The sequence below is a fragment of the Dielma fastidiosa genome, from assembly GCF_003475485.1.
Lineage (GTDB): Bacteria > Bacillota_I > Bacilli_A > Erysipelotrichales > Erysipelotrichaceae > Dielma > Dielma fastidiosa.
In genome coordinates, this window is record NZ_QRQL01000003.1 from 1 (window position 1) to 23902 (window position 23902).

The window sequence follows — 23902 nt, forward strand, 5'->3', positions numbered from 1 at the left end:
TCCCGTGAAGATAACTAGCTGCCAGGTGATCGACCCTTCATTGGGTCTTTTTTTTGTTTATCCATTGGCATTTGTGGTATAATATCTAAACTGTGGAGGTAATCATATGTTAGAATTTACAGATCAATTAAGCCGTGAAGAAAATGATGAATTTGTCAAAGCTCATCCGCTTTGCAATCTGCTTCAATCATCCTCCTGGGCAGATATAAAATCAAATTGGGATCATTGTTATACCGGTGTCAAAAAAGATGGCTGTTTAGCTGCGACAGCAATGGTATTAATCAAAAGACTGCCGTTAGGCTTTACTTTATTCTATATCCCAAGAGGTCCGATTATGGATTATAAGGATCAGGCATTAACCGCTTTTATGCTGAAAGAACTAAAAAAATTAGGTAAAAAGCATCACTGCCTCTATATCAAAATCGATCCATATATTTTAAAGAACCAATATCGTATCGAAGAAGCTAATGAATCAATAAATGATGAATGTAAACAGGTAATGAACAGTTTAAGAGCCTGCGGAGCGATTCATCAAGGCTTTACAAAAGATATTATGAGTACCATTCAGCCGCGTTATCAAGCCAATGTCTATGCAGTAGACAACTTTGAAGAAAATTTGCCAAGACATACGAAACGGCTGATGAAGGACGCGCTTAAACGTCATGTACAGTTAATTATGGGCGGCAGCGAACTGGTAAAGGAATTCGCGCAGGTCGTTGCGAAAACTGAGAATCGTAAGAAAATCGCTTTGCGTAATGAGCAATATTTTCAAAAGCTGATGAACGCCTATGGTGATGATGCTAAAATCCTGCTGGCTAAGGTGAACGTGAAACAGCTTGTGGATACTACCCAAACATCTCTTGAGACAATGACTCAGGAATATAATGACTTACCGGAAAACCAAGTCAAAAAACGCCGCCGGCTTGAGGAACAGTTATCCAGCCTGCGTAAGGATCTCAGTGAATATACTGAAATAGCCGCCGCTGTTGAGGGTCAAAGTGAAATGGTGATTGCCGGCTGCTTATCAGTGAAATACGGTCCAACCATGGAAATGCTTTATGCCGGTATGGATGAACGCTTTAAAAAATTTATGCCGCAATACAGTATTTATGTAAAACAAATGAATTGGGCCTTTGAAAATGGCTGCCATTGGTGTAATATGGGTGGTGTTGAAGGCACTTTAGATGATGGATTAACAAAATTTAAAGCCAATTTTAATCCTACGATTGATGAAACCATCGGTGAATTTGATCTGCCAGTAAACAAAAGTCTCTATAAAGCAAGTGAAATGGCTTATAAATTAAGAAAGAAAATGAAAGTGAAGGCATAAAACATGGTAAAGAAAACGATAGAAATTCATTCCAAGCAAGAAACCGAAGCCTTTGGTTTAAAGCTTGGAAGCCTTTTGAATGAAGGGATGTGCATCACCCTCAGCGGTGATCTGGGCGCTGGCAAAACAACGCTGACAAAGTCGATTGGTAAAGCCATCGGCGTAAATAAAACCATCAATTCACCGACTTTTACCATCTTAAAAATTTATCATGGCAAATTTCCGCTCTATCATATTGATGCTTACCGTCTTGAAGGCATAGAGCAGGATCTTGGCTTTGATGAATTTATCGAAGGTGACGGGGTATGTGTGATTGAGTGGCCTGATTATATGGCAAATCAGCTGCCAGACCAGCGGCTTGAGATAACAATCCATAACGGCAGTGATGAAAATCGTGAATTTATCTGTACTGCGCTTGGCAGTAAGTATGAAGAGATCGTGGAGAAACTGATATGAAAACATTATGTATGGATACCGCGCACAAATTCCTTGTGATCGGTTTATTTGAAGATGAAAAGCTAATTGCGAAAACATCGGAAAGAGCATGGAAACAGCAGTCTGAAAAATTCTTTCCGGCATTGATGGCATGCATGGAACAGGCAGGCTGGTGTGCGGATGACTTAGATGAGATCGTGATAACTGAGGGCCCGGGAAGCTACACGGGTGAGCGTATCGCGATGACGATAGCTAAAGTCTTATGCACCACTAAGCAAAAGCCTTTGTATACCATTTCAACATTTCAAATGGTTGCCGGCAGTCAGGATCGCTGTGAAGTCATTCTTGATGCCAGAAGCAATCGTGCCTATGTGGGAATCTGTGAAAAAGGTCAGCTGATCAGTGAATGTATCAAGACGCTGGATGAGATAAAAATCGATGCTGAGCATGAGCTGATTGTCGGTGATATAGAATTATTAGGACATGAATATGAAGAAATAGATTTTGTGAAGAATATGATGGATGTTAAGCCTTATTGGAAGAAAATTGAACATGTGCATCTTTTAGTTCCGCATTATCTTAAAAGTCAGGAAGAACTGGTTAAGCAATGATTTTACGAGAAATGAAGCTTGATGATCTTGATGCCGTCTTAGAAATCGAGAATGAGGCATTCAGTGACCATTGGCCGCGTACAGCTTATGAATACGAAATCAGTGAGAATGAATTTTCCACAGCCTTTGTCGCGGTGGATGGAGAACAAATTGTCGGTGCGGCAGTGTCTTATCTTATCTTTGATGATGCGCAGATTGCTACGATTGCAGTCCGTAAGTCACATCAAGGACAGGGAATCGGCTCACTGATGATGGATAAGATTGTACAGGATGCTGATGCGGCCGGCTGTTCAACGCTTTCTTTGGAAGTGCGTATCAGCAATACCCCGGCAATTAAATTATATGAAAAATATGGTTTTATCAATGTGAATATCCGCAAAGGCTATTATGCTGACGGTGAAGATGCTTATTTAATGATCAAGCCTTTGGGAGGACAAACGGCATGGGTGGATTGACAAGCTATCAGGAACTTTATTCTGAAATTAGAAATACCTTGCTTGCTTCTCGAAATCAGGCTTATAAAGCCGTGAACTTTGCGATGGTAAAAGCGTACTGGAATATTGGCCGTATCATCGTTGAAGTTGAGCAGCAGGGAAATGTACGAGCTGAGTATGGGAAATCGCTGATAAAGCGTCTTTCCGTTCAGTTAACAGAGGAATTCGGATCTGGATTTGATGAGCGAAATTTGAGAAATATGCGTCTATTCTATACCCGCTTTCCAAATTGGAACGCACTGCGTTCCGAATTGACCTGGACACATTACCGTCTTTTACTGAAAGTAGAAAACGATGATGCGAGAGCTTGGTATATGAATGAGTCTGCCGCATCTGCATGGTCTAGCAGACAGCTAGACAGACAGATATCTACGCTATATTATGAAAGACTGCTTTCAAGTAAGGATAAAACACCAGTAAAGGAAGAAGCAATCGAACTTTTGAAACCTTTAGCAACGGATGACTATATAAAAGATCCGTATGTATTGGATTTTCTGGATTTGAAAAATTACCCAGCGCTTCGTGAATCTGATTTAGAACAGGCGTTAATCGATAAATTACAAGAATTTCTTCTAGAGCTAGGCCGTGGATTTTGCTTTGTGGCACGTCAAAAATTGATGCGCTATGAAGATGAAGATTTTTATCTGGACTTGGTATTCTATCATAGTATTTTAAAATGCCATGTATTGATTGATTTAAAAATCGGAAAACTAACTCATGGTGATGTTGGACAGATGGATAGCTACATTCGTATGTATGATGCCATCTATAAGAACGAGGATGACAATCCGACAATTGGTATCATTTTGTGTTCTCAGAAGAATGAAGCCATTGCAAAGTATTCGGTATTAAATGATGCGAAGCAAGTATTTGCTTCAAAATATTTGTTTGCCTTGCCGACCGTGAATGAATTACAAGATGAAATTAAAGCGGAACGTAAGCGTATAGAAGATATGAAGGGAGGAAATATAGATGACGAAGATATTAGCGATTGAATCAAGCTGTGATGAAACAGCGGCAGCCGTTATCGAAGACGGCAAAAAAATATTATCCAATGTAGTCGCAACCCAGATTGATGTACATAAGAAGTTCGGCGGTGTAATACCTGAAGTAGCGTCAAGAATTCATGTGGAAAATATCTCAATGGTGATTGCGGAGTGTATGGGAAAAGCGGGTTTAGGCATCGAAGAAATGGATGCTATTGCGGTAACGCAGGGGCCGGGATTGATTGGTTCTTTACATGTCGGGGTGCAGGCAGCAAAAACGTTAGCGTGGGCTTTTAATAAGCCGCTGGTGCCGGTGCATCATATTGCCGGTCATATTTATGCCAATCGTTTGATTGCTGATCTGAAATTTCCATTAATGGCGCTTGTTGTATCCGGCGGTCATACAGAATTAGTATATATGAAGGATGAGTGGAGCTTTGAGGTCATCGGTACAACGCAGGATGATGCGATTGGCGAAGCCTTTGATAAAGTGGGACGTATCCTTGGTCTGCCATATCCAGGCGGTGTTTATATTGATAAATTATCAAAAGAGGGAAAGAATATTTATAAGCTGCCTAAGCCGCATCCGGAAAAGGAATTGGATTTTAGCTTCAGCGGATTAAAATCCGGGGTTCTGCAGTTCATTAAACGCTGTGAGCGCAACAATGAAACATTTGAACCTGCTGATCTTGCCTGCAGCTTTCAGGAAACAGCAATCGCCTGTCTTTTAGAAAGAGCTGAAAAGGCAATGAAGCAGATGCAGCCTAAAATGATTGTCCTAGCGGGCGGTGTCGCGGCGAACAGCTGTCTGCGTCAGCGCATCAGTGAATTGGTCAGTGAAAAATTCCCCCAGATTGAATGTATTATCCCGCCGTTGTCATGCTGTACCGATAACGCGGCGATGATTGGTGTAGCTGGAACGATCGCTTATGAGCATGGTGTGCGCGGCGATGCGTCATGTACGGCTGATCCTGCATTTGAATTATAAGTAGTTTAAAAAAACACATATTTCACAATCAAAAAAAGTGTGCTATAATAAGGTCGGTGATGAAAATGGCAAATAAAAATGTACCAAAGGCAACGTTGCAGCGTTACCCAGTTTATCTAAAAGCACTGCGAAAACTAGCAAATTCCGGTGTTGAACGGATTATGTCTAAAGAATTATCTAATGTTGTCAGCATTGAGCCGACAACAATCCGCCGTGACTTCTCTTTCCTGGGCAATCTTGGCAAGCAGGGTTATGGTTATGACGTCAACAAGCTGATTGAAATCTTTAATCAGCAGCTGGGTCTTGACTTCGATGAGAAAATCATTTTAGTCGGAGCCGGAAACATGGGACGTGCCTTGATGAAATATAATAAGTGGAATCATGTGGTTGGTGAAATCACATGTGCATTTGATATCTCACCAGACCGCCAGGGAGTTCGTTTCGGAATCCCGGTTTACGACTTAAAAGATCTGGAAGAAAAAATTCCTCAGGGCTGCCGTATCGCAATCCTAACCGCTAATGTTGATATCCAGCAAACGGTTGACCGCATGGTAGCTGCCGGCATCGTCGGTATCGTTGATTTTACTCATGAGCACTTTCAAGTGCCAAAAGGGGTTGCAATTAAGACCGTAGATGTAGTATCATCTATACAAGAGCTGGTTTTTGAAACCAATTCATTAAAAGATTAATGGCGATGAAATGAGACAGCCTGACGGCACTTGTCAGCGACTCTGCGTATTGGTGAAAGGCAGAGAAGGAAAGTCAGTGACTGAACACTCATGGAGCTGAACCGGAGAACTAACAGTAGACGGTTTCGCTAAGGAGAGCGTTATCTCATAAAAGATGCATGGGCTGAGTCCCGTGAATCAGGATGGCACCGCGTAAATTACGTTCCTGTATAGGGACGTTTTTTTATTTTTTAAACAAATCCAGGAGGACAAAGATATGTTTGAATTTATGACCATTAGAGAATTATACGAAATGGTATTCTCCAACAATCATGTGGAAATTGATTCCCTTGAGTATGTTCAGCTGCAGGGTTGGGTAAGAACCAATCGTGATAATGGTAAAGTAGGCTTTATTGAATTAAATGACGGAACTTATTTCCGCAACGCCCAGTTGGTTTACGGTGATCTGATTAAGAACCGTGATGAAATTGCTAAATTTTCAACTGGCAGCGCAATTACGGTGACCGGACAGTTTAAGCTGACCCCCGATGCGAAGCAGCCATTTGAGATTGTTGTGACAGAAGCGGTATTAGAAGGCGCCTGCGATCCTTCCTATCCGCTGCAAAAGAAGCGTCACAGCTTTGAGTATATGCGTGAGATTGCACATTTAAGACCAAGAGCGAATACATTCTATGCGGTATTCCGTCTGCGTTCAGTTTTATCGATGGCAATCCACGAATTCTTTCAGGATCAGGGCTTTGTCTACGTACATACCCCAATTCTTACGGGTAATGACGGTGAGGGTGCCGGTGAAATGTTTACCGCGACAACACGCAAGGATGCGGACTATGAAAAGGATTTCTTTGGCAAGGAAGCTTTCTTAACGGTTACTGGTCAGCTGCATGTAGAGGCGTTTGCGATGGCTTTCCGTGATGTATATACATTTGGCCCGGCATTCCGTGCTGAAAATTCAAATACGTCACGCCATGCATCAGAGTTCTGGATGATCGAACCGGAAATTGCTTTTGCAGATCTTGATGATAACATGGATCTGATTGAAGATATGGTTAAGTTCTGTATCAACTATGTGCTTGAGAATGCACCAGAAGAAATGAAGTTCTTTGAGAAGATGATCGATCAGGACTGCATTAAGCGAATTACCCATGTCCGTGATTCAGAGTTTAAGCGTATGCCGTACACTGAAGCAATTGAAATTCTTGAAAAAGCGGATGTGAAATTTGAGAATAAAGTATTCTGGGGCATGGATCTGAATTCTGAGCATGAGCGTTATATCTGTGAACAGGTAGTGAAAGGGCCAGTCTTCCTGACGGATTATCCTAAGGAAATCAAGGCTTTCTATATGCGTGTGAACGATGACAACAAGACAGTTGCCGCTTGTGATTTATTAGTGCCGGGTGTTGGTGAATTAGTCGGCGGATCACAGCGTGAAGAGCGTTATGATGTGCTTGATCATCGCATGGATGAATTAGGAATGAAAAAGGATAACCTGCAGTGGTACATGGATCTGCGCCGTTACGGCGGCTGCAAGCATGCCGGTTTTGGCCTTGGCTTTGACCGTTTCTTAATGTATCTGACGGGTATTCAAAACATCAGAGATGTTGAACCGTTCCCAAGAACACCAAGAAATTTATTATTCTAAGCGTTAAAGATCGGTGCCTGCCGGTCTTTTTCTTTATATAAAAACTTTCAGCGAAGAGCGGATAGTGCTATAATACGTTTTATAAAAGGAGCGTGAAGAAGATGATTATTGGAATTCCAAAGGAAATCAAAAATAATGAAAACCGTGTATCATGTACACCCGCTGGTGTATTTGCGTTATGCAAAGCCGGACATAAGGTGATCGTTGAAGCGAATGCCGGAATTGGCAGCGGTTTTAGCAATGAGGAATATCAAGAAGCGGGAGCTGAAATTGCGGATGTAAAGGAAGTCTTTAAAAGAGCGGAGCTGATTGTGAAGGTTAAAGAATATTTACCATCAGAATATCAATATCTGCGTGAGGATCAAATGGTATTTACCTACCTGCATATTGCCAATGATCCTGAATTCGCCAAAGCCCTGATTGATTCAAAAACAACAGCCATCGCTTATGAAACGGTGCGTGATCGTAAAGGCGGACTGCCGCTGTTAACGCCGATGAGTGAAGTTGCCGGACGGATGGCGGTACAGGTTGGGGCTACTATGCTTCAGAAAAATAACAATGGCCGCGGCTTGCTTTTAGGCGGTGTTCCCGGTGTATTCCCAGCCGAGGTCGTTATCATCGGCGGCGGTACGGTGGGTTTAAACGCGGCGAAGATTGCCTGCGGTTTAGGCGCCATCGTTACAGTCTTTGATATCAATGCTGAACGGATGGGGTATATCGACGATATTTCCGGCGGTACGATTCATACGGCTTATAATAATGAATACAATCTCAGACGGGCATTAAAAACCGCTGATTTAGTCATCGGAGCGGTCTTAGTACCAGGTGCCAAAGCACCTAAGATCGTTACTAAGGATATGGTGCAGACAATGAAGCCAGGCAGCGCCATTGTCGATGTGGCCATTGATCAGGGCGGCTGTGTTGAAACCAGTGATCATATTACCACTCATGATCAGCCTACCTTTGAACGCTATGGTGTTCTGCATTATTCAGTTGCGAATATGCCGGGAGCTGTACCGCGTACTTCCACAATGGCATTATCCAACGCGACACTGCCTTATCTGATGAAGCTGGCAGATCACGGAACTGCCGCATTAAAAGCAGATCCTGGCTTCCTGTTAGGGCTTAATACTTATCAGGGTCATATTACTTACCGCGGTGTCAGCGAAGCACTCGGCATGACTTATACCGATCCTGAAACATTATTATAAATTCATCAATTTAGAAATCCTGACTCTGGTTGGGATTTTTTTTGTGCATTTACCGCGGATTTGTGAACATTTATTTCCTATATATGAAAATTATGACAAATATAATTTCAGCATTGTAAAACTTCATGATTAAGTGCTGACAAAATACAGGTGTGTAAAATCAGCCTTTTGCTTAAAATGAAAGCGTAAACAACGGAGGGCAATAAAATGAATTACGTGATACTCATAACGCATGGAAAGTTTGCCGAAGGTCTTCACGATACACTGAAAATGTTTGTCGGTGAACGTGAGGATGTACTCAGTATTGGCTTAAGAGCAGGGGAAGATGTGGCAGCACTGGCCAGCCGTATCAATGAATGCTGTGATAGCTTTAATGAAAATGATCAGTTTATTGTATTAGGCGATATGATCGGCGGTTCACCGCTGACCACACTGATTAATTGTTTCAGTGAGCATAATCTGCTGAAACGCTCAGTAATTCTTGGCGGTCTTAATCTGGCGATGGCGCTTAATGCGGTGCTGATGAAAGAGGGAAGTCTTGAAGATTGCAAAGCAGCGGCCTTGAGAGAGGGCATGCAGGCTGTGAATGAAGTAAAACTGTCATCAGATGATGACGATGAAATTTAAAGGGAGGAAATAATATGTCAATTAGTTTTATTCGTGTCGATGATCGTATGATTCATGGTCAGACATGCACGCGGTGGGCTTTGGAATATCCATGTGAGGGAATTGTTGCCGTCAATGATGATGCTGCTAATAACAGTGTATTAAAAGCTGCCTATAAGAGCGCCAGCGGGAAGAAAACCTTTATCTGGACGATGGAAGATTGGGAAAAGAAGTATCAGAAGGTGTTGGATTCCGATACAAACTATTTCCTAATTACTAAAAATCCATTGGATATGAAAAAGATATTAGTCGATCTAAACTTAAAATGCAATGTAAAGAAAGTCATCATCGGGCCCTGCAACGATCGTCCCAATGCTATTAAGCTAGGTAACAATCAATCCATTACACAGGCTGAAGCCGACGCTTTGGAAGCAATCAGTAAGGCTGGCTATGATGTAGAATTCCGTCTGATTCCTGATGAAAGCATCGGTAATTGGTCTAAGTTTAAAAATCAATTTGGTTATTAAAAAAGGAGGAATAGAATATGACAATCAATGTTTTTCAGGCAGGCTTACTTGGCTTATTCGCTTGTTTAGCAAGTATGCCCGGCATGGGTGGTTCAGCCATTGGTAATTATACCTTAGGCCGTCCGCTGGTAGCTGGTTTAGTTGTTGGTATTATTTTAGGGGATGTGCGCACCGGTATATTGGTCGGCGCGGCAATGCAGTTATTATATATCGCCCTGGTAACCCCGGGCGGCACTGTATCGGCAGATGTGCGCGCGGTTAGTTATATCGGTATTCCACTAGCCATGCTGGCCCTTAAATCCTATGGCCTGGATGCCGCCAGTGCTGATGGCAATGGACTTGCGACTTCCTTCGGCGCTATGGTTGGTACGTTAGGTACAGTCTTATTTTATGGAACTGCAACAATGAATTTAATCTGGCAGCATATCGGCTGGGAAGCGATTGAAAAAGGTGAATTTAAGAAATTATATCTGGTTGACATGGGATTGCCTTGGATCTCCCATATTGTCTGTTCCTTTTTACCAACCTTCATTATCTGTTTGGCAGGTGCCGGCATGGTCGATACCATTAAAGCCGTTCTGCCGATGGATGGTCTGGCAATGAAAACAATCTTTACCGTAGGTTCATTACTGCCTTGTGTCGGTATTGCAATCCTGCTGAAACAAATCATTCTTAAGGGTGTTGACTTCATTCCTTTCTTCGTAGGCTTTGCATTGGCAGCCGCGTTAAATATTAACTTAGTTGTTGCTACAATTATTGCCGCAATGTTTGCCTATATGAATTATCAAATCAAATGTGCTCAGCTGATTCGTGTGAAAGCACCATCACAAGACATCGATGACGAAGAGGAGGATATCTGATCATGAAGAAATTATCTAAAAAGACCTTAAATAAATCATTCAGAAACTGGTATTATGGTCATCTGACTTGTTTCTCACAGGAACATATGCAGACATTTGGTTATCTTTGCGCGATGCTGCCGATCATTGAAGAACTCTATGATACAAAAGATGAACAGAAGGAAGCATTGGAAACCTACAAAGCCTTCTTTAATACAGAACCGCAGTTAGGTACTGTCATCGTCGGTGTTACTGTCGGTCTGGAAGAAGCGAAGGCAAATGGTGAAGGTGTTACCGGTGATACGATCAACGGTCTGCGCGCGGGTCTGATGGGCCCCATTGCCGGCATCGGTGATTCATTGGTTGTTGGTGTATTGATTCCTTTGCTGTTGGGTATTGCCTTAGGTTTATCAACGGATGGTTCACCGGTTGGTGCGATCTTCTATATTATCGCATGGAATTTAATTGTTACCTTAGGGATGCGGATGCTTTATTTCAAAGGCTATGAATTTGGCGGTAAGGCAGTGGAATTTCTTACTGGTGATAAAGCGATGGCGCTTCGTGAATCCATCATGATGCTGGGCAGTATGGTTATCGGTGCGGTTGCCGCGTCATGGGTATCTGTCAATACGGTATTTAAAATGATTAATGCTGAAACTGGGGAAGCCTTCCTTGATTTAAACGCTCAGATTAATTCAGTTCTGCCCAAAGGCTTAACCGCGGCATTTGTGCTCTTTTGCTGGTACATGATTGCCAAAAAGAAAATGTCACCGATTAAGGTTATGCTGCTGCTTGTAGTAATTGCCTTTGTCGGCGTACTGATTGGTTTCTTTGATCCGCAGCTTGCTTACTAACATAAATCAAAGTCTTTATCTTGAAAGATAAGGACTTTTTAAATCAGGTATTGTATAATGATGCTGCAAGGGGAGATTGTATGAACGATAAAATAATGCGCCGGCTTTGCTTTGTATTATGCATGGTTCTCTGTATTGCCGGTTTACTTAAATTTTATAATTTCAGTGAAGAACAGCTTGCTGACGGAAAGCAAAAACCAATACTGTTTGGTTCTACCTATATGACGCTGAATAATCCCTTTTTTGATGTAATTAATGAGGAAATGCGGAATGTGATTGAAGCAAACGGTGATGTATTAATCACCATGGACCCACAGCTTTCACTTGATAAACAAATTGATCAGATTGATTATCTGATGGATCTGGGCTGCTCAGTTTTAATAGTCAATCCGGTGGACAGCAAGGGACTGATCGATGTGCTGGCGGAAGCGAAGCAGCAAGGCATAATCATTGTTGCCGTGGATACGAATGTTTATAATGGTCAGGATTTTGTTGATTATACCGTAGTTTCAGATAATTATCATGCCGGGCAGTTGTGTGCTGAGAATATGATGGCAGCTCTTGATCAGGCACAGATTATGATTCTGCGTCATGACGCGGCTTATTCAGCTATTGAACGGATTCAAGGCTTTAAAGATGCCATCAGCCAATATCCGCAGTATCAGATCGTTGATGAAATTGAGTGTGAAGGACAGCTTGAAATCAGTATGCCGCTGATCGCGCAGGCAATTACTGAGGGTGTGCAGTTTGATGTAGTCATGGCATTAAATGATCCTTCGGCATTAGGCGCCGTCGCCGCCTTACAGGAAGCTGACAAACTTTCAGAGGTATTGGTGTATGGTGTTGACGGTACGCCGGAAGCAAAGGTCTTAGTCAAAGAGGGCTTCATGCAGGCGACAGTTGCTCAATATCCAAAGCGGATGGGCAAGAAAGCTGTTGAAAGTGCCTATCGGCTGCTGAATCATGAAAGCGGAATCGTGGAGGAAAAGATTCCTGTTACTATGATTAATGGCAGCAACATCGATGAATTTTCATTAGAAAGCTGGCAATGATATGAAAACATATTTTTCAGACATTAAAAACCGGCTGAGTTTTTCCTATCAAAGCATGGTCATGATCTGTTTCCTCCAGCTTGCTTTTCTCTGCGCCTTAATTGTATTCAGTTCACTGCATATTCTCCAGCATTATCAGGCAGCTGCTTTTCTGAAGCAGGTGAATGTCATTCCGATTGCTTATTACCGGGTGCCTTTCTATACCGCCGGCAGTTTTATTTTACTGATGATTCTGCTGCGCCTGCGTTTTGTACTGAATGAAACATTCAGGAATACTTTATTCTTATTAATCGCGGAACTAGCTGTCTGCTACTTTATGATGTGGAGTTTATCCTTCAGCACCAATGATATTTTGCTGCTGGTCATCGCCAACATGGTGTCATTATCTAAAAAGAGACAATATCGGGGCCCATCCTTAGTCATCTACACTTTCATGTATCTGCTGACCAATACAAATGTAATTACGAATTTTATCCCGGTAACTGCTCTTGACGCTTATCTTGGTATCTATACGAGTCAGGCAGCTTCATTAATCATGGGCGTAAAAAATATACTTACTACGCTGTGTATTATATGTTTTATTGCGAATATGCTGTTTCTGATTCAAAATCAGTTGGATGAAAGTAAGAAAATCCAGCAATTAAATGAGGAACTGCAGAATTTGAATGAGGATTTAAAGGAATATGCCAATGTGCGTGAAAAAATGGGTGAAACCCGTGAACGAAACCGTTTGGCTAGAGAGATTCACGATACCTTGGGACATACCCTGACAGGTTTATCAACAGGTCTTGAAGCATGCGCCGCCTTAGTGGACATCAACCCAGAACTTGCCAAAAAACAGTTAACGCTGTTAGGCAATGTGGCCCGTGATGGTTTAAAAGATGTCCGGCATTCCGTCAATAAGCTGCGCCCTGATGCTCTTCAGAAGAAAACATTAAAGGAAGCATTAGCCACGATGATTGAGGAATTTCATCAATCCAGCGGCGTACAGGTGCATTTTGCCTGTCATTTATCTTCCTTGGAATTTCAGCAGGATGAGGAGGATACGATTTATCGCATTGTACAGGAAGGGATGACGAATGCTCTCCGTCATGGCAAAGCGACGGAAATCTATATCTCGTTTGGTATGGATCAAATGAATCTTGTTATTATTATTGAAGATAACGGCATCGGCTGTACGCAAATTGTGGAGGGCTTTGGTCTGCATCATATGCGGGAGCGGGTAGCCTTGCTGCAGGGAACTTTGAGAGCTTACGGCACAGATGGCTTTGTGCTAATTGTCGAATTGCCGATTCGAAAGGAGGCTTAATCATGATTGAAGTAATGATTGCGGATGATCAGGAGTTAATGCGTGACAGCTTGCATATTCTGTTAAGCACAAAAGCTGATATTCATATTTGTTCATTAGTAAAAAATGGTAAGGAAGTATTGGCGCAGATTCCTGAAACGAAACCAGATGTAATCTTAATGGATATTCGAATGCCGGAATTGGATGGTGTCACATGCACCAAGCTTGTAAAGGAAGCCTATCCAGAGATTAAAATTATTGTGCTGACAACCTTTGATGATGATGAATATATTTACGATGCTTTAAAATATGGTGCCAGCAGTTATCTGCTTAAAGGTGTTTCTTTGGAAGAATTGTATCAGGCGATACAAACGGTTCAAAATGGCGGCGCGATTATTCATCCCAATGTTGCGGTTAAAGCGATGAAGATGTTTTCTGAAATGGCAAACAGCACACTGGAACCAGAAACCCCGGAGGGAATCAAGACCTTAAGCAAAACAGAATGGAAGATTCTTCAGCAGGTGGGCAATGGCTTATCCAATCGCGAAATTGCCGATAAGCTATGTTTCAGCGAAGGGACTGTGCGTAATTATATCAGTGTGATTCTTGATAAATTAAGTCTTCGTGACCGCACTCAATTAGCGATATGGGCAGTACAGAATCATAAGCTGGTAAATAAAGAGGATCAGAAATGAAACGGTTAAAATTGTGGCTGCTCTGCTTATGTGTGATGATCGCTGCGCTGATTCTTGTTTTCATTCCCAAACAGCAGAAATTAACGATTGGCATCTTCGCCGGCAGTAACTGGAATGTACCAAGCTCGGCAAGTGATGACCGCATTGAAAATGCCATTGCTGCTTTTAATGAAATATATCCAGATGTCAAGGTAGAATTTCAAAGCGGTATCCGGCCGGAATTGTATGAGGAATGGCTGTCTCGCCAAATCATTAATGATCAGCTGCCGGATGTCTTCTTTGTTCCCTCGCAGATGTTTTCAATGCTGGCGAATAATGGCAGTCTGGCTGATTTAACTTATTTAAGTATTCACGACGATCAATTTCATCAAGAAGAATATTATGCCAATTCATTAAAGGAAGGAATGAAGGATAATAAACTGTACGCGCTGCCTTATGAAAGTGTGCCTACTTTAATGTTTGTAAATAAAACGCTCTTGGATAAGGAAGGCATTTCGATGCCGGACAGTGACTGGACATGGGATGATTTTTATTCAATCTGCAATCAGATCAGCAAAGATACAAATGGTGACGGTATTCAGGATCAATTCTGTTATTATGATTATACATGGGAGGATGCTTTATATAGCACCGGCACTGCTTTCTATGATGAAGTAAACAATCAAGTTGACTTAAACAATGAGACGACCGCGGAAACAGTGGCCTTCATGCGCAGGCTGAACGCGTTAAATACAGAAAAGGTGACGGCAGAAATGTTTGATAAGGGGCAGGTTGCTTTTCAGCCGATGAATTATAGTGATTATCGAACGTATATGCCTTATCCGTGGCGTGTAAAAAAATACTCAACCTTTGAATGGGATTGTCTCACCATGCCGGCGGGGGCTAACGGCGGTAATATTTCGCAGATTGATACCTTAATGCTGGGTTTATCATCAAGAAGTAAAAATCAAGCAATGGCATGGGAATTCATGAAGCTGTTAAGCAGTGAACCGGCGATTCAAAGTGAACTTGCCAAAAATTCACCTGCCGTATCGGTACTCAGAAAGGTTATGCAATCACCTGAAGTCATTGATGCCTTAAAGGCAGATAATCCTGGCAGCAGCAGTTTTGAAATGACGATTCTGAATGATGTAATGGAACAGGGTATTGCAATACGCCGTACAGATCAATATAATCAGATTATCCAAATAGCAAACAGTCAGATTAATGAATTAATGAATAATGATGCTGATATTGAGAATGGGTTAGCCAGTATGCAGCGTCAGATAGATACATATCTAAGAAAGTAGGAATCTTATGAAACAATTAAAAATGGTCGTTTTTGATGTAGATGGTACGCTTTATGATTTAGTTCGGCATGAAATACCGGCTTCATGTATTGAAGCGTTAAAGGAAATGAAGGCAAATGGATATCTGTTTGTCATAGCGACAGGCCGTGCTCATTATGGTCTAGGCAAGGCGCTGAATGACTTAAATGCCGATTATATCCTGTCGATGAACGGCGGTGTTGTCGTCGATCATGAAGGAAAGGTAATCTCTCATCATGATTTCACCAAAGCTGATGTGGATCGCTTGAATCAATTCTGCACGGACAATGAAGCTGGTTTAATCTGGAAATTCCTAGACGCGATGTATATTTATCAGTATCCTGAAAAGATTGACTGGCTGGCGGGTCAGATGAACAGTGATATCGGCCGCGATCCCTTTGTGGATTGTCCGCAGATGAATCGTCACCTGCGTGATGACGCGCCCCAGAGCGCCAGTGTTCATGCGCCGATTGAAAAGGTGGAGCAAGCTTTTAATGAGGATAACAGCATTGCTTTCCTCAGATATTCAGAAGATGGTTTTGACGTTGTGCCGAAGGGCATTAATAAAAGTGTCGGCTTAAAGGATTTGATGGATTATCTGCATTTAAGTCATGATGAGGTTGCCTGTATCGGTGATAATTATAACGATTTAGAAATGATGGAAACCGCCGGAACAGCGATTGCGATGGGAAACGCAATTCCAGAAGTAAAGGCTAAGGCAGATTTTATCACCACGGCATCGGATCAGGATGGGATTGCGAATGCGCTGAAATATTTGGGGTGCATTATGTAGATGGTGAATGTTTGATTGAAAAGGAGGCTGGGCATCAATGGATCGGGCAGCTTCCTTTTTTTGCATTATAGGAAATTGCATGCTCAAGTATCAAACGCCCAATATCTCATTAGGAAAAGTTATTTGTTCTTTTTATTTCCCCTTAAATTTCGATATAAAAAATCAACATACTATTTGTATATAAATGTATTGACATAACATTGATATAGCAATATATTAATAATGAGGAGGCTTAAATATGTCAAGTACAATCCAAATTAGAATTGATGATGATTTAAAGAAGAAGTCCGATAAACTTTTCAAAGATTTAGGAACTGATACAACCTCTGCAATTAGAATTTTCTTAACTCAGGCTGTTGCACATAATGGTTTTCCATTTGAAATTAAAAGGAGTTCAGTTAATGAGCATCCGTTAGCTGCGATGTCTGAGGATGAAATATTAGAAAGATTAACTATTGCAAGAGAACAGAGCGCTCAGGGAAAGCAAAGAGAGGCAATGGCTGTTATTTCTGATATTAGGTCAAAGTATGGATTATAATATAATCATAACTGAAAATGCAGAAAATGAATTAGACAGATATATTAGATATTTGCTTTTTGAAATAAGAAGTGAGCAGGCAGCTAGAAATCTTCTAGCTGATTTTGAAGAAACTGTTCAGATGTTGAAGAGTGTTGCAGGAAGTCTTAAAACATGTGAAAATCGAAGGCTTAAGGAACAGGGGTACAAAAGAATCAAATTTAAGAGACATGGGTATTTTATGCTCTTTCGTGTAGAAGAGAATGATGTGATTGTGGATGCTTTGTTTCACGAACTCCAAGATTATGAAAATAAAATAGAGTAATGAATAAAGATGATATAAGTGTATATTGAATTAAAATTATGTTATAACACAACATTTTTGATTAAATATCAGATGTTAAGTATTCTGGAATCTTTAAAGCGGCTGCTGTAAGGTTTACATATGTAAAAGCGCGATGAAGCTGCTGAAAAGTCTAAGAATCAAGTAAGCGATCATAAGAACTAAAAGTTCAAATAGTCTCTTTTTTCTATCCAAGTAAACTTAGCAAATTTACTCGAAATCATTAAACAGGACTATGAGGTAATAGAGATTATCTCCCTCATTTTATATCGAAATGATGTAGATAACATTGGGATGACGTAGATAAAACTATGTAAGTTATTTGTTTCAACTTCCTATATATGAAAAAGAGTAGACGCGCTACTCTTTTATTTTGGACAATACAGTCCATAATTAATCATTTCTGAAAACAGGCTAATTCCCGCTTGCGAGACAATTCAGATAGGCAGTCAGTTCTTTTAAGGTGTTTAATTCAAAGACCTGATTTGGGCGGTGAATCTTAGGATAAGGATTCATCCAAATCGTAGTAGCGCCTAAGTCTTTAAACTGAAACAGATCATTATAATAGTGGTCACCGATCATCGTAATATTTTCAATATCATCTAAGATTTGCGGATTATAGGCTTTAATCGCATCCATTAAACCATAAGGTTTATGACAATCGTACAGGATAACTGAAAAAGCGTCGGTTAAGCCCAGCTTTACAATAAAATCATGAGCGGTATCTTCAGGGGAATTAGTCAGCAGACAAACTGTCATCTTCTCATTGCATCGCCGGATGGCATCATTTAATGCGTGATTTACTTCCAGATGCTTTAACTGCCAGCTGCGTGTATGATAAAAAGCCTTTTGGGCGGTCACTTCATCAACGCCGATACATTTGCCAATTAAGGTCAGCACAGCCCATAAATCACCAAGATAGAGGAAGCGCGGATCATTATTCAGAGTCACTTTTACAGGTTCTAAATGAGCAAGCATATCGGTCAGCTCCATAATTGTCTGCGCGTGTCTTTCAGGCAGCTGTATCTGAGTATTCATGCGCAGAATTTCTCCCTGCATGATCAGTTCACATAATTCATGAAGATGCTTTAGTTCAAAACGGGCATCATTTCTTAAAATATATTCAAAATAAACAAGATCAAAATCAAGATCCTGATACACTGTGCCATCACAATCCAAGATTAATGTTTTCATACTTATCCTTTCAGGCCGCCGCGGGCAACACCATTGACAATATATTTTCTGGCAAATAAGAAGAGCAGAATCATCGGAATAACTACGATTGCCGCCGCTGCCATCATCCGTTCAGTCTTAGCGCCGCCTTCGGTGACGAATGCATAAAGACCAAAGGGCAGTGTTCTGACAGCAGGTGAATTGGTTGCCAGCATAGGCCATAGAAAACTGTTCCAGCAGGCTATCGCGTTCAGCAGGGTAATGGTAACTAAAGAAGGTTTAGCCATTGGTACCATGATCTTCCATAGATATTTCCAATTCGAGCAGCCGTCAATGCGCGCCGCCTGATATAAAGAGTCAGGAATACTGGCGAAAAAATTACGCAGGATGTAAGTATAAAAAATACTCGATGTAAAGGGAATAATCAACGCGATGATCGTATCATGAATGCCCCAGGCGACAATGGTTCGGTAATTGGTAATGATCAGCATCTCAAAGGGAATCATCATCAATGCGAGCAAAAGTGAAAATAAGAGATCACGGCCGGGAAACTGCAGTCTGGAGAATGCAAAGGCAGCCAGAATCGTTGTGAATCCGCAGCAGACCAAGCAGCAAATAGTGACGATGACAGAATTGATAAAATAAGTCGCAAAGGGGGCTGTTTCAAGGGCAAACTTAAAGTTATCCAGATTAAAGCTGGCAGGCAGCCATACCGGTGGGAATTGGGTAATCTCGGCAGAGGTTTTAAAAGCGCCGCTGATCATCCAATAAAAAGGCAGAACCATTAAAGCTGCTCCCATGAATAAAAAGAGATAGATCATTGTGCGGCTGAATTTGAGCTTCATGCTTATCCCTCCCTTGACGCGCGCTTCTGAAGCCATAATTGAAGCATCGTGAAACAGAAAATGATGACAAAGAGTACCATGGCTGCCGCCGCGGCATTGCCATATTTAGGCGGTGTGAGTCCACGGAACTGATAATAAATATAATAAACGACAGTAAATAAATTATAGGCAACACCCGGTCCGTTGAATAATGGAAATAACTCATTAAAGACTTTAAATGCGCTGATCGTATTAACAATTAAAACAAGAAAAATAGTCGGCGCTAATAAAGGAATGGTAATCTTAAAAAAGATTCTTAGAGGACTGGCGCCATCAACCCGAGCCGCAGTATTATACAGGGGATCAATATTCTGTAAACCGGAAAGCAAGAGGATTATCGTAAAAGGAAGAATGCTCCAGATGCCGTAGATTACAAGCGCCAGAAAATTATTGCCGGCACTCTGCAGCCAGTTGATGCTTTCAAAGCCGAATATATTCAGAAAGAAATTAATTAAACCGCTGTTATAGTTAAACATGAATTTCCATGCCAAACCGACGGCAGTTACCGATGTAACCATCGGTAAGAAATAGGCAGTCTGAAGCAATGCCTTAAATTTAATATTTTGATTCAGCAAGACCGCGATAACGATTGCCAGACATGTTGAGATGGGAATAACGGTTAATACATATTTGAAGGTATTAATGATTGCCTGCTGGAAATAAGGATCACTTAATACCGTAGTATAGTTATCCAAGCCAAAGCCGCTGAAGGCACCGGTCAAATACTTATAATTTTCTTTAAAGGACATGATAAAGACGTTGATCATCGGATAAAGGGTAAAGACGATAACACCGATCAAGAAGGGTGCCAGATAAAGATAGGGCGAAAGGATTTCTTTCAGATTGCGTCTTCTTTTCATAAATACCGCTCCCCGCTGGCTTCATCAAAGATAAAGATTCCCTTATCACGGAAACGTAGCGTCACTTCCAACCCTGCCGGTATGGCTTCATCGCTGTCCATATAAGCACGGATCTGCGAATTGCCAATCTGCAGGGCAGCAATTACTTCCTTACCAATAACATAAGTTTGAATCAGCGTTGCCCGCAGTCCCGCTGCCGCTTTCTGTAAACGGATGCTTTCTGCACGGCATGAAAAAATAAGCTTTCGCTGCTGCGGAAGTTCAGCGGCGTCGATTTCGTTCATCGGCTGACCTTCAACATATAAAATGCCGTCTTTTACTTCTGCGTTTAGTTTGTTGATGGTTGGATTGCCTAGAAAATCGGCTACAAAGCAGTTAGCCGGATTATCATAGAGCCGCTGCGGCTGATCCATTTGCTGAAGCACACCGTCCTTCATTAAAAGTATCGCATCAGAAATACTCATCGCTTCTTCCTGATCGTGGGTAACAAAGATGGTGGTTATCTTGGTTTCCTGTTGGATGCGGCGGATTTCCTCACGCATTTCAATGCGCAGCCGGGCATCAAGATTACTCAGCGGTTCATCTAATAAGAGCAGTCTTGGTTTTTTCACCAGGGCGCGGGCGATTGCGACACGCTGCTGCTGACCGCCTGACAGCTGTGCCGGTTTGCGTTCCAGCATAGATTCCACATGAACCAGCTTAGCCATTTCAATTGCCCGGCGAGTACGCTCAGCCTTAGGCACTTTTTGAATTTCTAAAGGGAAGCAGATATTATCAAGAACACTCATATGCGGGTAGAGCGCATAATTCTGAAAGACTAAACCGACACCGCGTTTTTCCGGAGCGGTGAATGTCACATCCTCATCAGCAAAGAAGATTGAACCTTCCGTTGGTGTAAGGATTCCAGAAAGCATATTCAGCATCGTACTTTTACCACAGCCGGAAGGGCCGAGCAAAGCAATCAGCTGGCCGGATTCAATTTCCGCGTTAAAGCGGCAAACAGCTGTGTGATTGGCAAACTGTTTCGTTAAATTTTCGATCTTAATTTTCATGAAATTCTCCTATTTTAATAGCTCCTGCCAAACTGTACCGTCAATATGATCCATAGTCAGAGAAAACATGGCAGCCATGGTCGGCGCTTCATTCACCATAGCTGAGCGCTCAATGACAACGCCTTTGCGCACGGCTGGTCCGCAGGCGATAAAGGTTGTCGTCTCATCTCTTGACGGCAGATGACCGTGACTGGCTAAGGTCTGATGATAACCGGCAGGCAGATGTTTCGCAAAGAGATCATTGCCGGCTAAGGTTGTCTGAAAGGACATCGGTTCTTTTCCTTCAAGTACAAAATCAAGCGGCCCGCTTAAACCAAATTGTGTTTCAGCTTCTTCTTTGGTAAACAAATAACCGATATTGTACTGCGGATCTGCTTTAACCATTTTTAAGAATTCGTATACTTTAGCCCGCATTGCTGAATCTTCTGGATTTTTAAGCTGAATCCATGCTGATAAGGCAGCTGAATGACAATAGGCATCATAATCTATTAATTCACCCTTCTCATTGCAGCGAATAAAACCATGCTGCTTCAAAAGCAGATTCATATTCAGACAGCGCTTAACATCCTGTTGGCCATGATCGCCGAGAATTACAAAATTAGTATTCTCAAAATCCCCATAGCGTTTAATACTCTCCACCAATACGCCGAATTCTTCATCATGCTTGCGCAGCTGTGCCTTTACCTGCTCATTATCAATGCCGTATTCATGACGGACACTGTCAAGATCACACATCTTTACAAACATGATATCCGGCTGCGCGTAATCACGGATCACATCCGCTGCCAATGCCATCGTATATAAGTCAAGATTTCGGTCTTTGCCTTTCAAATAACGGCCATATTTCCAATAATAACGATCCAGCAATGCTTTTGATGCGTTATCCTCAAGAAACTGATAGGGATTGAAGCCCTGATAACCAATCGGTACAATCATTGGCATATTTAAATCAATATCCGCCTTGCCGCTCACTGGCCAGGTCAGGGAACAGGTTGTATATCCATTAGCTTTAAATAAATCAAAAAGGGTAGGACATTTTATATCCGAACGCTGATTGTACCAGGGGGCATCTTTACGCTCAACACCAACGATCTCATTATGCGGCACACCATGATGATTGACTGTACAGCCGGTGATGATTGAACAATGACACGGATAGGTGAGACTAGGATATACCGGTTCAACCTGCTTAACCATTGAGCCGTTTTCAAACATAAATTTAAAATGCGGCAATTCTTTCATATATTCAAGATCCAGAGTGCATAATGCATCAAGACAAAAAACGAGTAATTTTTGTTTCTTCATAGTTTTCCTTTCAAAAAATTGCTGAAAATTTCAGCAATTCTATTATTCACTCAGCGCCAGATTAGCGGCCTGCACAGCTTCATTTAAGGCGTCCTTGGCCGAGGCTTGGGCGGTGGCAGCCTTCTTAACCGCTTTTTCAAGCTCTGTGCGGACAGTGCTTGAACCCTTTAATACCGGCAGGGCACCAGCATAATCATTCTGCAGAGCTAATGCCTGAAGGGCGATATTACCGGCGATGTATTCTTTATAGGCCGATGTTGAATCAGCATCACTGTACGGGGAGAAGCCGCCAAAAGCGATCGCCCATGCTGCGGCGTTATCCGCATTAGTGAAGTATTCCGCAAAAGCGGCAACACCTTTTTCCTTCGTTTCATTACTCTTAAAGCCAATAATATTTCTAGTCCATTGCTGAACCCACTTTTCAGCACCATTGCTTAACTGCGGAACACTGGTACAAGCCAATTCATGATCACCCAGATCTAAGAACGGCAGACCCGCAGAAGAACCAATATAGGCACCTAATACATGAGCACCGATATCTCCTGAATTGTAATCACCGGTAGTTGGCGCCAATTGGAAATAGCCTTCCTGAACACCCTTAGCGAACCATTCTACCAATTCAATATAACGATCATCCTGCCAATTGACAGTCTTTGTTTCCTTGTCAATATAACCAACGCCGGACTGATTTAACAGCATGATGGCAAGATCTGGAATGGAATCAACCGCAAAACCCGGAATCCCTTTTGCTTCATAGATTTTCTTTGAGCTGTTCTCAACATCATCCCAAGACTTCGGCGCGCTTAAACCTAATTCATCATAGAGTGTTTTGTCATAGAAGAATACCGGCCCGGTTGACTGAATGGCGATGCAGTGCCAGGCACCATCGGCAAAATCCGTGGATTCTTCAAATAAGCCTTCGCTGACTCTTGATTGATAAGTGTTAATATCAAGATAATCAGAAAAATCAATGGCCATCCCTTCCTCCGCATAATCCGCGGCTACTGAAGCATCCAGCATAACCATATCCGGCCCGGTGCCATTGGAAGCTGCTTCATAGACTTTTGATGAAAAGCCATCCAGCGGCTGTGTTAAAGCTGTAACGGTATATGCATCCTGAGAAGCATTAAATTCACTGATAATGTTCTGCAGCGTTTCCTCATGAACCTCCGTAAACGTATGCCACAAGGTTATTTCCGTTTTTTCTGTGGTGTTATCCGATGCAGCATCAGGCTGCGCATTTGCTGAACATCCGCCTAAGAGCAGACATGCGGCAAGCAATAAGCTTTTATTCTTTTTCATATTACCTCCATGTTATTTAACATGTGTAAGCCTACCATCAGACATTAAATGTTCAATTAAAATTCTGTTAATATTTGGTTAAATCGATGCTTACCTATCAAACAGTAAATCGTAATTGTGGT

26 protein-coding genes are annotated in these 23902 nt (G+C 41.9%); 20 read left to right on the plus strand and 6 right to left on the minus strand.

The genetic code is table 11. The features are described 5' to 3' along the window. Positions 1-106: 106 nt before the first annotated feature. The 20 genes from DWZ33_RS07980 to DWZ33_RS08075 all read left to right on the plus strand — a co-directional run bounded on the left by DWZ33_RS07980 (position 107) and on the right by DWZ33_RS08075 (position 17186). Positions 107-1330, plus strand: a complete 1224-nt coding sequence (locus tag DWZ33_RS07980; RefSeq protein WP_118454442.1) for a peptidoglycan bridge formation glycyltransferase FemA/FemB family protein — start codon at positions 107-109, stop codon at positions 1328-1330. A 3-nt stretch (positions 1331-1333) separates the two neighbouring features. Further along, the gene (gene tsaE, locus DWZ33_RS07985; RefSeq protein WP_118454443.1) at positions 1334-1786 is read left to right on the plus strand and encodes a tRNA (adenosine(37)-N6)-threonylcarbamoyltransferase complex ATPase subunit type 1 TsaE; all 453 of its coding nucleotides are present in this window, start codon (positions 1334-1336) and stop codon (positions 1784-1786) included. Further along, positions 1783-2376, plus strand: a complete 594-nt coding sequence (tsaB, locus tag DWZ33_RS07990; protein WP_118454444.1) for a tRNA (adenosine(37)-N6)-threonylcarbamoyltransferase complex dimerization subunit type 1 TsaB — start codon at positions 1783-1785, stop codon at positions 2374-2376. The genes tsaE and tsaB overlap by 4 nt, the downstream gene beginning before the upstream one ends. Next, complete coding sequence (rimI, locus tag DWZ33_RS07995) at positions 2373-2831, plus strand: ribosomal protein S18-alanine N-acetyltransferase (RefSeq protein ID WP_022938177.1); 459 nt, start codon at positions 2373-2375, stop codon at positions 2829-2831. Before tsaB ends, rimI begins: the two co-directional genes overlap by 4 nt. Next, positions 2819-3865: a PDDEXK nuclease domain-containing protein gene (locus DWZ33_RS08000; protein ID WP_118454445.1), complete on the plus strand. Its 1047-nt coding sequence runs from the start codon at positions 2819-2821 to the stop codon at positions 3863-3865. The genes rimI and DWZ33_RS08000 overlap by 13 nt, the downstream gene beginning before the upstream one ends. Next, positions 3843-4844 carry a tRNA (adenosine(37)-N6)-threonylcarbamoyltransferase complex transferase subunit TsaD gene (gene tsaD, locus DWZ33_RS08005; protein ID WP_118454446.1) on the plus strand — a complete coding sequence of 334 codons (1002 nt, stop codon included), beginning with the start codon at positions 3843-3845 and terminating at the stop codon, positions 4842-4844. Before DWZ33_RS08000 ends, tsaD begins: the two co-directional genes overlap by 23 nt. Positions 4845-4909: 65 nt before the next feature. Beyond that, positions 4910-5533: a redox-sensing transcriptional repressor Rex gene (locus DWZ33_RS08010; RefSeq protein ID WP_022938174.1), complete on the plus strand. Its 624-nt coding sequence runs from the start codon at positions 4910-4912 to the stop codon at positions 5531-5533. A 256-nt stretch (positions 5534-5789) separates the two neighbouring features. Further along, positions 5790-7172 (plus strand): asparagine--tRNA ligase, encoded by a 1383-nt coding sequence (gene asnS / locus DWZ33_RS08015; protein ID WP_118454447.1) that lies wholly within the window; start codon positions 5790-5792, stop codon positions 7170-7172. Positions 7173-7273: 101 nt separating this feature from the next. Then, positions 7274-8383, plus strand: coding sequence for an alanine dehydrogenase (ald, locus tag DWZ33_RS08020; protein WP_118454448.1), 1110 nt, complete (start codon positions 7274-7276; stop codon positions 8381-8383). A 207-nt stretch (positions 8384-8590) separates the two neighbouring features. Beyond that, entirely contained in the window at positions 8591-9010 is a 420-nt protein-coding gene (locus DWZ33_RS08025; protein ID WP_118454449.1) for a PTS sugar transporter subunit IIA, read from the plus strand. 14 nt (positions 9011-9024) lie between these two features. Continuing rightward, positions 9025-9516: a PTS sugar transporter subunit IIB gene (locus DWZ33_RS08030; RefSeq protein ID WP_022938170.1), complete on the plus strand. Its 492-nt coding sequence runs from the start codon at positions 9025-9027 to the stop codon at positions 9514-9516. Between the two features lie 17 nt (positions 9517-9533). After that, on the plus strand, positions 9534-10376 hold the full coding sequence (locus DWZ33_RS08035) for a PTS mannose/fructose/sorbose/N-acetylgalactosamine transporter subunit IIC (protein ID WP_022938169.1): 843 nt from the start codon (positions 9534-9536) through the stop codon (positions 10374-10376). After that, the gene (locus DWZ33_RS08040) at positions 10376-11209 is read left to right on the plus strand and encodes a PTS system mannose/fructose/sorbose family transporter subunit IID (protein ID WP_118454450.1); all 834 of its coding nucleotides are present in this window, start codon (positions 10376-10378) and stop codon (positions 11207-11209) included. The genes DWZ33_RS08035 and DWZ33_RS08040 overlap by 1 nt, the downstream gene beginning before the upstream one ends. Before the next feature lie 80 nt (positions 11210-11289). After that, complete coding sequence (locus DWZ33_RS08045) at positions 11290-12261, plus strand: sugar ABC transporter substrate-binding protein (RefSeq protein ID WP_118454451.1); 972 nt, start codon at positions 11290-11292, stop codon at positions 12259-12261. A gap of 1 nt (position 12262) precedes the next feature. Continuing rightward, positions 12263-13570: a sensor histidine kinase gene (locus tag DWZ33_RS08050; RefSeq protein ID WP_118454452.1), complete on the plus strand. Its 1308-nt coding sequence runs from the start codon at positions 12263-12265 to the stop codon at positions 13568-13570. A 2-nt stretch (positions 13571-13572) separates the two neighbouring features. Next, positions 13573-14244, plus strand: a complete 672-nt coding sequence (locus DWZ33_RS08055; protein WP_022938165.1) for a response regulator transcription factor — start codon at positions 13573-13575, stop codon at positions 14242-14244. Continuing rightward, positions 14241-15533, plus strand: coding sequence for an extracellular solute-binding protein (locus DWZ33_RS08060; protein ID WP_118454453.1), 1293 nt, complete (start codon positions 14241-14243; stop codon positions 15531-15533). Before DWZ33_RS08055 ends, DWZ33_RS08060 begins: the two co-directional genes overlap by 4 nt. 7 nt (positions 15534-15540) lie before the next feature. Then, positions 15541-16344 (plus strand): HAD family hydrolase, encoded by an 804-nt coding sequence (locus tag DWZ33_RS08065; protein ID WP_118454454.1) that lies wholly within the window; start codon positions 15541-15543, stop codon positions 16342-16344. A 238-nt stretch (positions 16345-16582) separates the two neighbouring features. After that, positions 16583-16882 carry a type II toxin-antitoxin system RelB/DinJ family antitoxin gene (locus DWZ33_RS08070; RefSeq protein ID WP_022938162.1) on the plus strand — a complete coding sequence of 100 codons (300 nt, stop codon included), beginning with the start codon at positions 16583-16585 and terminating at the stop codon, positions 16880-16882. After that, positions 16872-17186 (plus strand): type II toxin-antitoxin system RelE/ParE family toxin, encoded by a 315-nt coding sequence (locus DWZ33_RS08075; protein WP_022938161.1) that lies wholly within the window; start codon positions 16872-16874, stop codon positions 17184-17186. The genes DWZ33_RS08070 and DWZ33_RS08075 overlap by 11 nt, the downstream gene beginning before the upstream one ends. 432 nt (positions 17187-17618) lie before the next feature. Here the strand turns inward: DWZ33_RS08075 and DWZ33_RS08080 are convergent, their stop codons facing one another. The 6 genes from DWZ33_RS08080 to DWZ33_RS08105 are packed head-to-tail and all read right to left on the minus strand — an operon-like array spanning position 17619 to position 23780. Continuing rightward, entirely contained in the window at positions 17619-18398 is a 780-nt protein-coding gene (locus DWZ33_RS08080; protein ID WP_118454455.1) for an HAD family hydrolase, read from the minus strand. A gap of 2 nt (positions 18399-18400) precedes the next feature. Further along, on the minus strand, positions 18401-19222 hold the full coding sequence (locus tag DWZ33_RS08085; RefSeq protein ID WP_118454456.1) for a carbohydrate ABC transporter permease: 822 nt from the start codon (positions 19220-19222) through the stop codon (positions 18401-18403). 2 nt (positions 19223-19224) lie between these two features. Then, a complete protein-coding gene (locus DWZ33_RS08090) occupies positions 19225-20121 on the minus strand; it encodes a carbohydrate ABC transporter permease (protein WP_118454457.1) in 897 nt (298 codons plus the stop codon). Next, positions 20118-21173 carry an ABC transporter ATP-binding protein gene (locus tag DWZ33_RS08095; protein ID WP_118454458.1) on the minus strand — a complete coding sequence of 352 codons (1056 nt, stop codon included), beginning with the start codon at positions 21171-21173 and terminating at the stop codon, positions 20118-20120. Before DWZ33_RS08095 ends, DWZ33_RS08090 begins: the two co-directional genes overlap by 4 nt. A gap of 9 nt (positions 21174-21182) precedes the next feature. Further along, positions 21183-22478 (minus strand): alkaline phosphatase family protein, encoded by a 1296-nt coding sequence (locus tag DWZ33_RS08100; protein ID WP_118454459.1) that lies wholly within the window; start codon positions 22476-22478, stop codon positions 21183-21185. 42 nt (positions 22479-22520) lie between these two features. Continuing rightward, the gene (locus DWZ33_RS08105) at positions 22521-23780 is read right to left on the minus strand and encodes an ABC transporter substrate-binding protein (RefSeq protein WP_118454460.1); all 1260 of its coding nucleotides are present in this window, start codon (positions 23778-23780) and stop codon (positions 22521-22523) included. Positions 23781-23902: the final 122 nt, after the last annotated feature.

Bases quoted from the DNA above. Each gene is read 5' to 3' on its own strand.
- rimI (WP_022938177.1), top strand. From the start codon at position 2,373: ATGATTTTACGAGAAATGAAGCTTGATGATCTTGATGCCGTCTTAGAA.
- DWZ33_RS08065 (WP_118454454.1), top strand. From the start codon at position 15,541: ATGAAACAATTAAAAATGGTCGTTTTTGATGTAGATGGTACGCTTTAT.
- DWZ33_RS08055 (WP_022938165.1), top strand. From the start codon at position 13,573: ATGATTGAAGTAATGATTGCGGATGATCAGGAGTTAATGCGTGACAGC.
- DWZ33_RS08000 (WP_118454445.1), top strand. From the start codon at position 2,819: ATGGGTGGATTGACAAGCTATCAGGAACTTTATTCTGAAATTAGAAAT.
- DWZ33_RS08060 (WP_118454453.1), top strand. From the start codon at position 14,241: ATGAAACGGTTAAAATTGTGGCTGCTCTGCTTATGTGTGATGATCGCT.
- DWZ33_RS08105 (WP_118454460.1), bottom strand. From the start codon at position 23,780: ATGAAAAAGAATAAAAGCTTATTGCTTGCCGCATGTCTGCTCTTAGGC.
- DWZ33_RS08050 (WP_118454452.1), top strand. From the start codon at position 12,263: ATGAAAACATATTTTTCAGACATTAAAAACCGGCTGAGTTTTTCCTAT.
- tsaB (WP_118454444.1), top strand. From the start codon at position 1,783: ATGAAAACATTATGTATGGATACCGCGCACAAATTCCTTGTGATCGGT.
- DWZ33_RS08030 (WP_022938170.1), top strand. From the start codon at position 9,025: ATGTCAATTAGTTTTATTCGTGTCGATGATCGTATGATTCATGGTCAG.
- DWZ33_RS07980 (WP_118454442.1), top strand. From the start codon at position 107: ATGTTAGAATTTACAGATCAATTAAGCCGTGAAGAAAATGATGAATTT.
- asnS (WP_118454447.1), top strand. From the start codon at position 5,790: ATGTTTGAATTTATGACCATTAGAGAATTATACGAAATGGTATTCTCC.
- ald (WP_118454448.1), top strand. From the start codon at position 7,274: ATGATTATTGGAATTCCAAAGGAAATCAAAAATAATGAAAACCGTGTA.
- DWZ33_RS08070 (WP_022938162.1), top strand. From the start codon at position 16,583: ATGTCAAGTACAATCCAAATTAGAATTGATGATGATTTAAAGAAGAAG.
- DWZ33_RS08090 (WP_118454457.1), bottom strand. From the start codon at position 20,121: ATGAAAAGAAGACGCAATCTGAAAGAAATCCTTTCGCCCTATCTTTAT.
- tsaE (WP_118454443.1), top strand. From the start codon at position 1,334: ATGGTAAAGAAAACGATAGAAATTCATTCCAAGCAAGAAACCGAAGCC.
- DWZ33_RS08095 (WP_118454458.1), bottom strand. From the start codon at position 21,173: ATGAAAATTAAGATCGAAAATTTAACGAAACAGTTTGCCAATCACACA.
- DWZ33_RS08075 (WP_022938161.1), top strand. From the start codon at position 16,872: ATGGATTATAATATAATCATAACTGAAAATGCAGAAAATGAATTAGAC.
- DWZ33_RS08025 (WP_118454449.1), top strand. From the start codon at position 8,591: ATGAATTACGTGATACTCATAACGCATGGAAAGTTTGCCGAAGGTCTT.
- DWZ33_RS08010 (WP_022938174.1), top strand. From the start codon at position 4,910: ATGGCAAATAAAAATGTACCAAAGGCAACGTTGCAGCGTTACCCAGTT.
- DWZ33_RS08085 (WP_118454456.1), bottom strand. From the start codon at position 19,222: ATGAAGCTCAAATTCAGCCGCACAATGATCTATCTCTTTTTATTCATG.
- tsaD (WP_118454446.1), top strand. From the start codon at position 3,843: ATGACGAAGATATTAGCGATTGAATCAAGCTGTGATGAAACAGCGGCA.
- DWZ33_RS08080 (WP_118454455.1), bottom strand. From the start codon at position 18,398: ATGAAAACATTAATCTTGGATTGTGATGGCACAGTGTATCAGGATCTT.
- DWZ33_RS08035 (WP_022938169.1), top strand. From the start codon at position 9,534: ATGACAATCAATGTTTTTCAGGCAGGCTTACTTGGCTTATTCGCTTGT.
- DWZ33_RS08100 (WP_118454459.1), bottom strand. From the start codon at position 22,478: ATGAAGAAACAAAAATTACTCGTTTTTTGTCTTGATGCATTATGCACT.
- DWZ33_RS08045 (WP_118454451.1), top strand. From the start codon at position 11,290: ATGAACGATAAAATAATGCGCCGGCTTTGCTTTGTATTATGCATGGTT.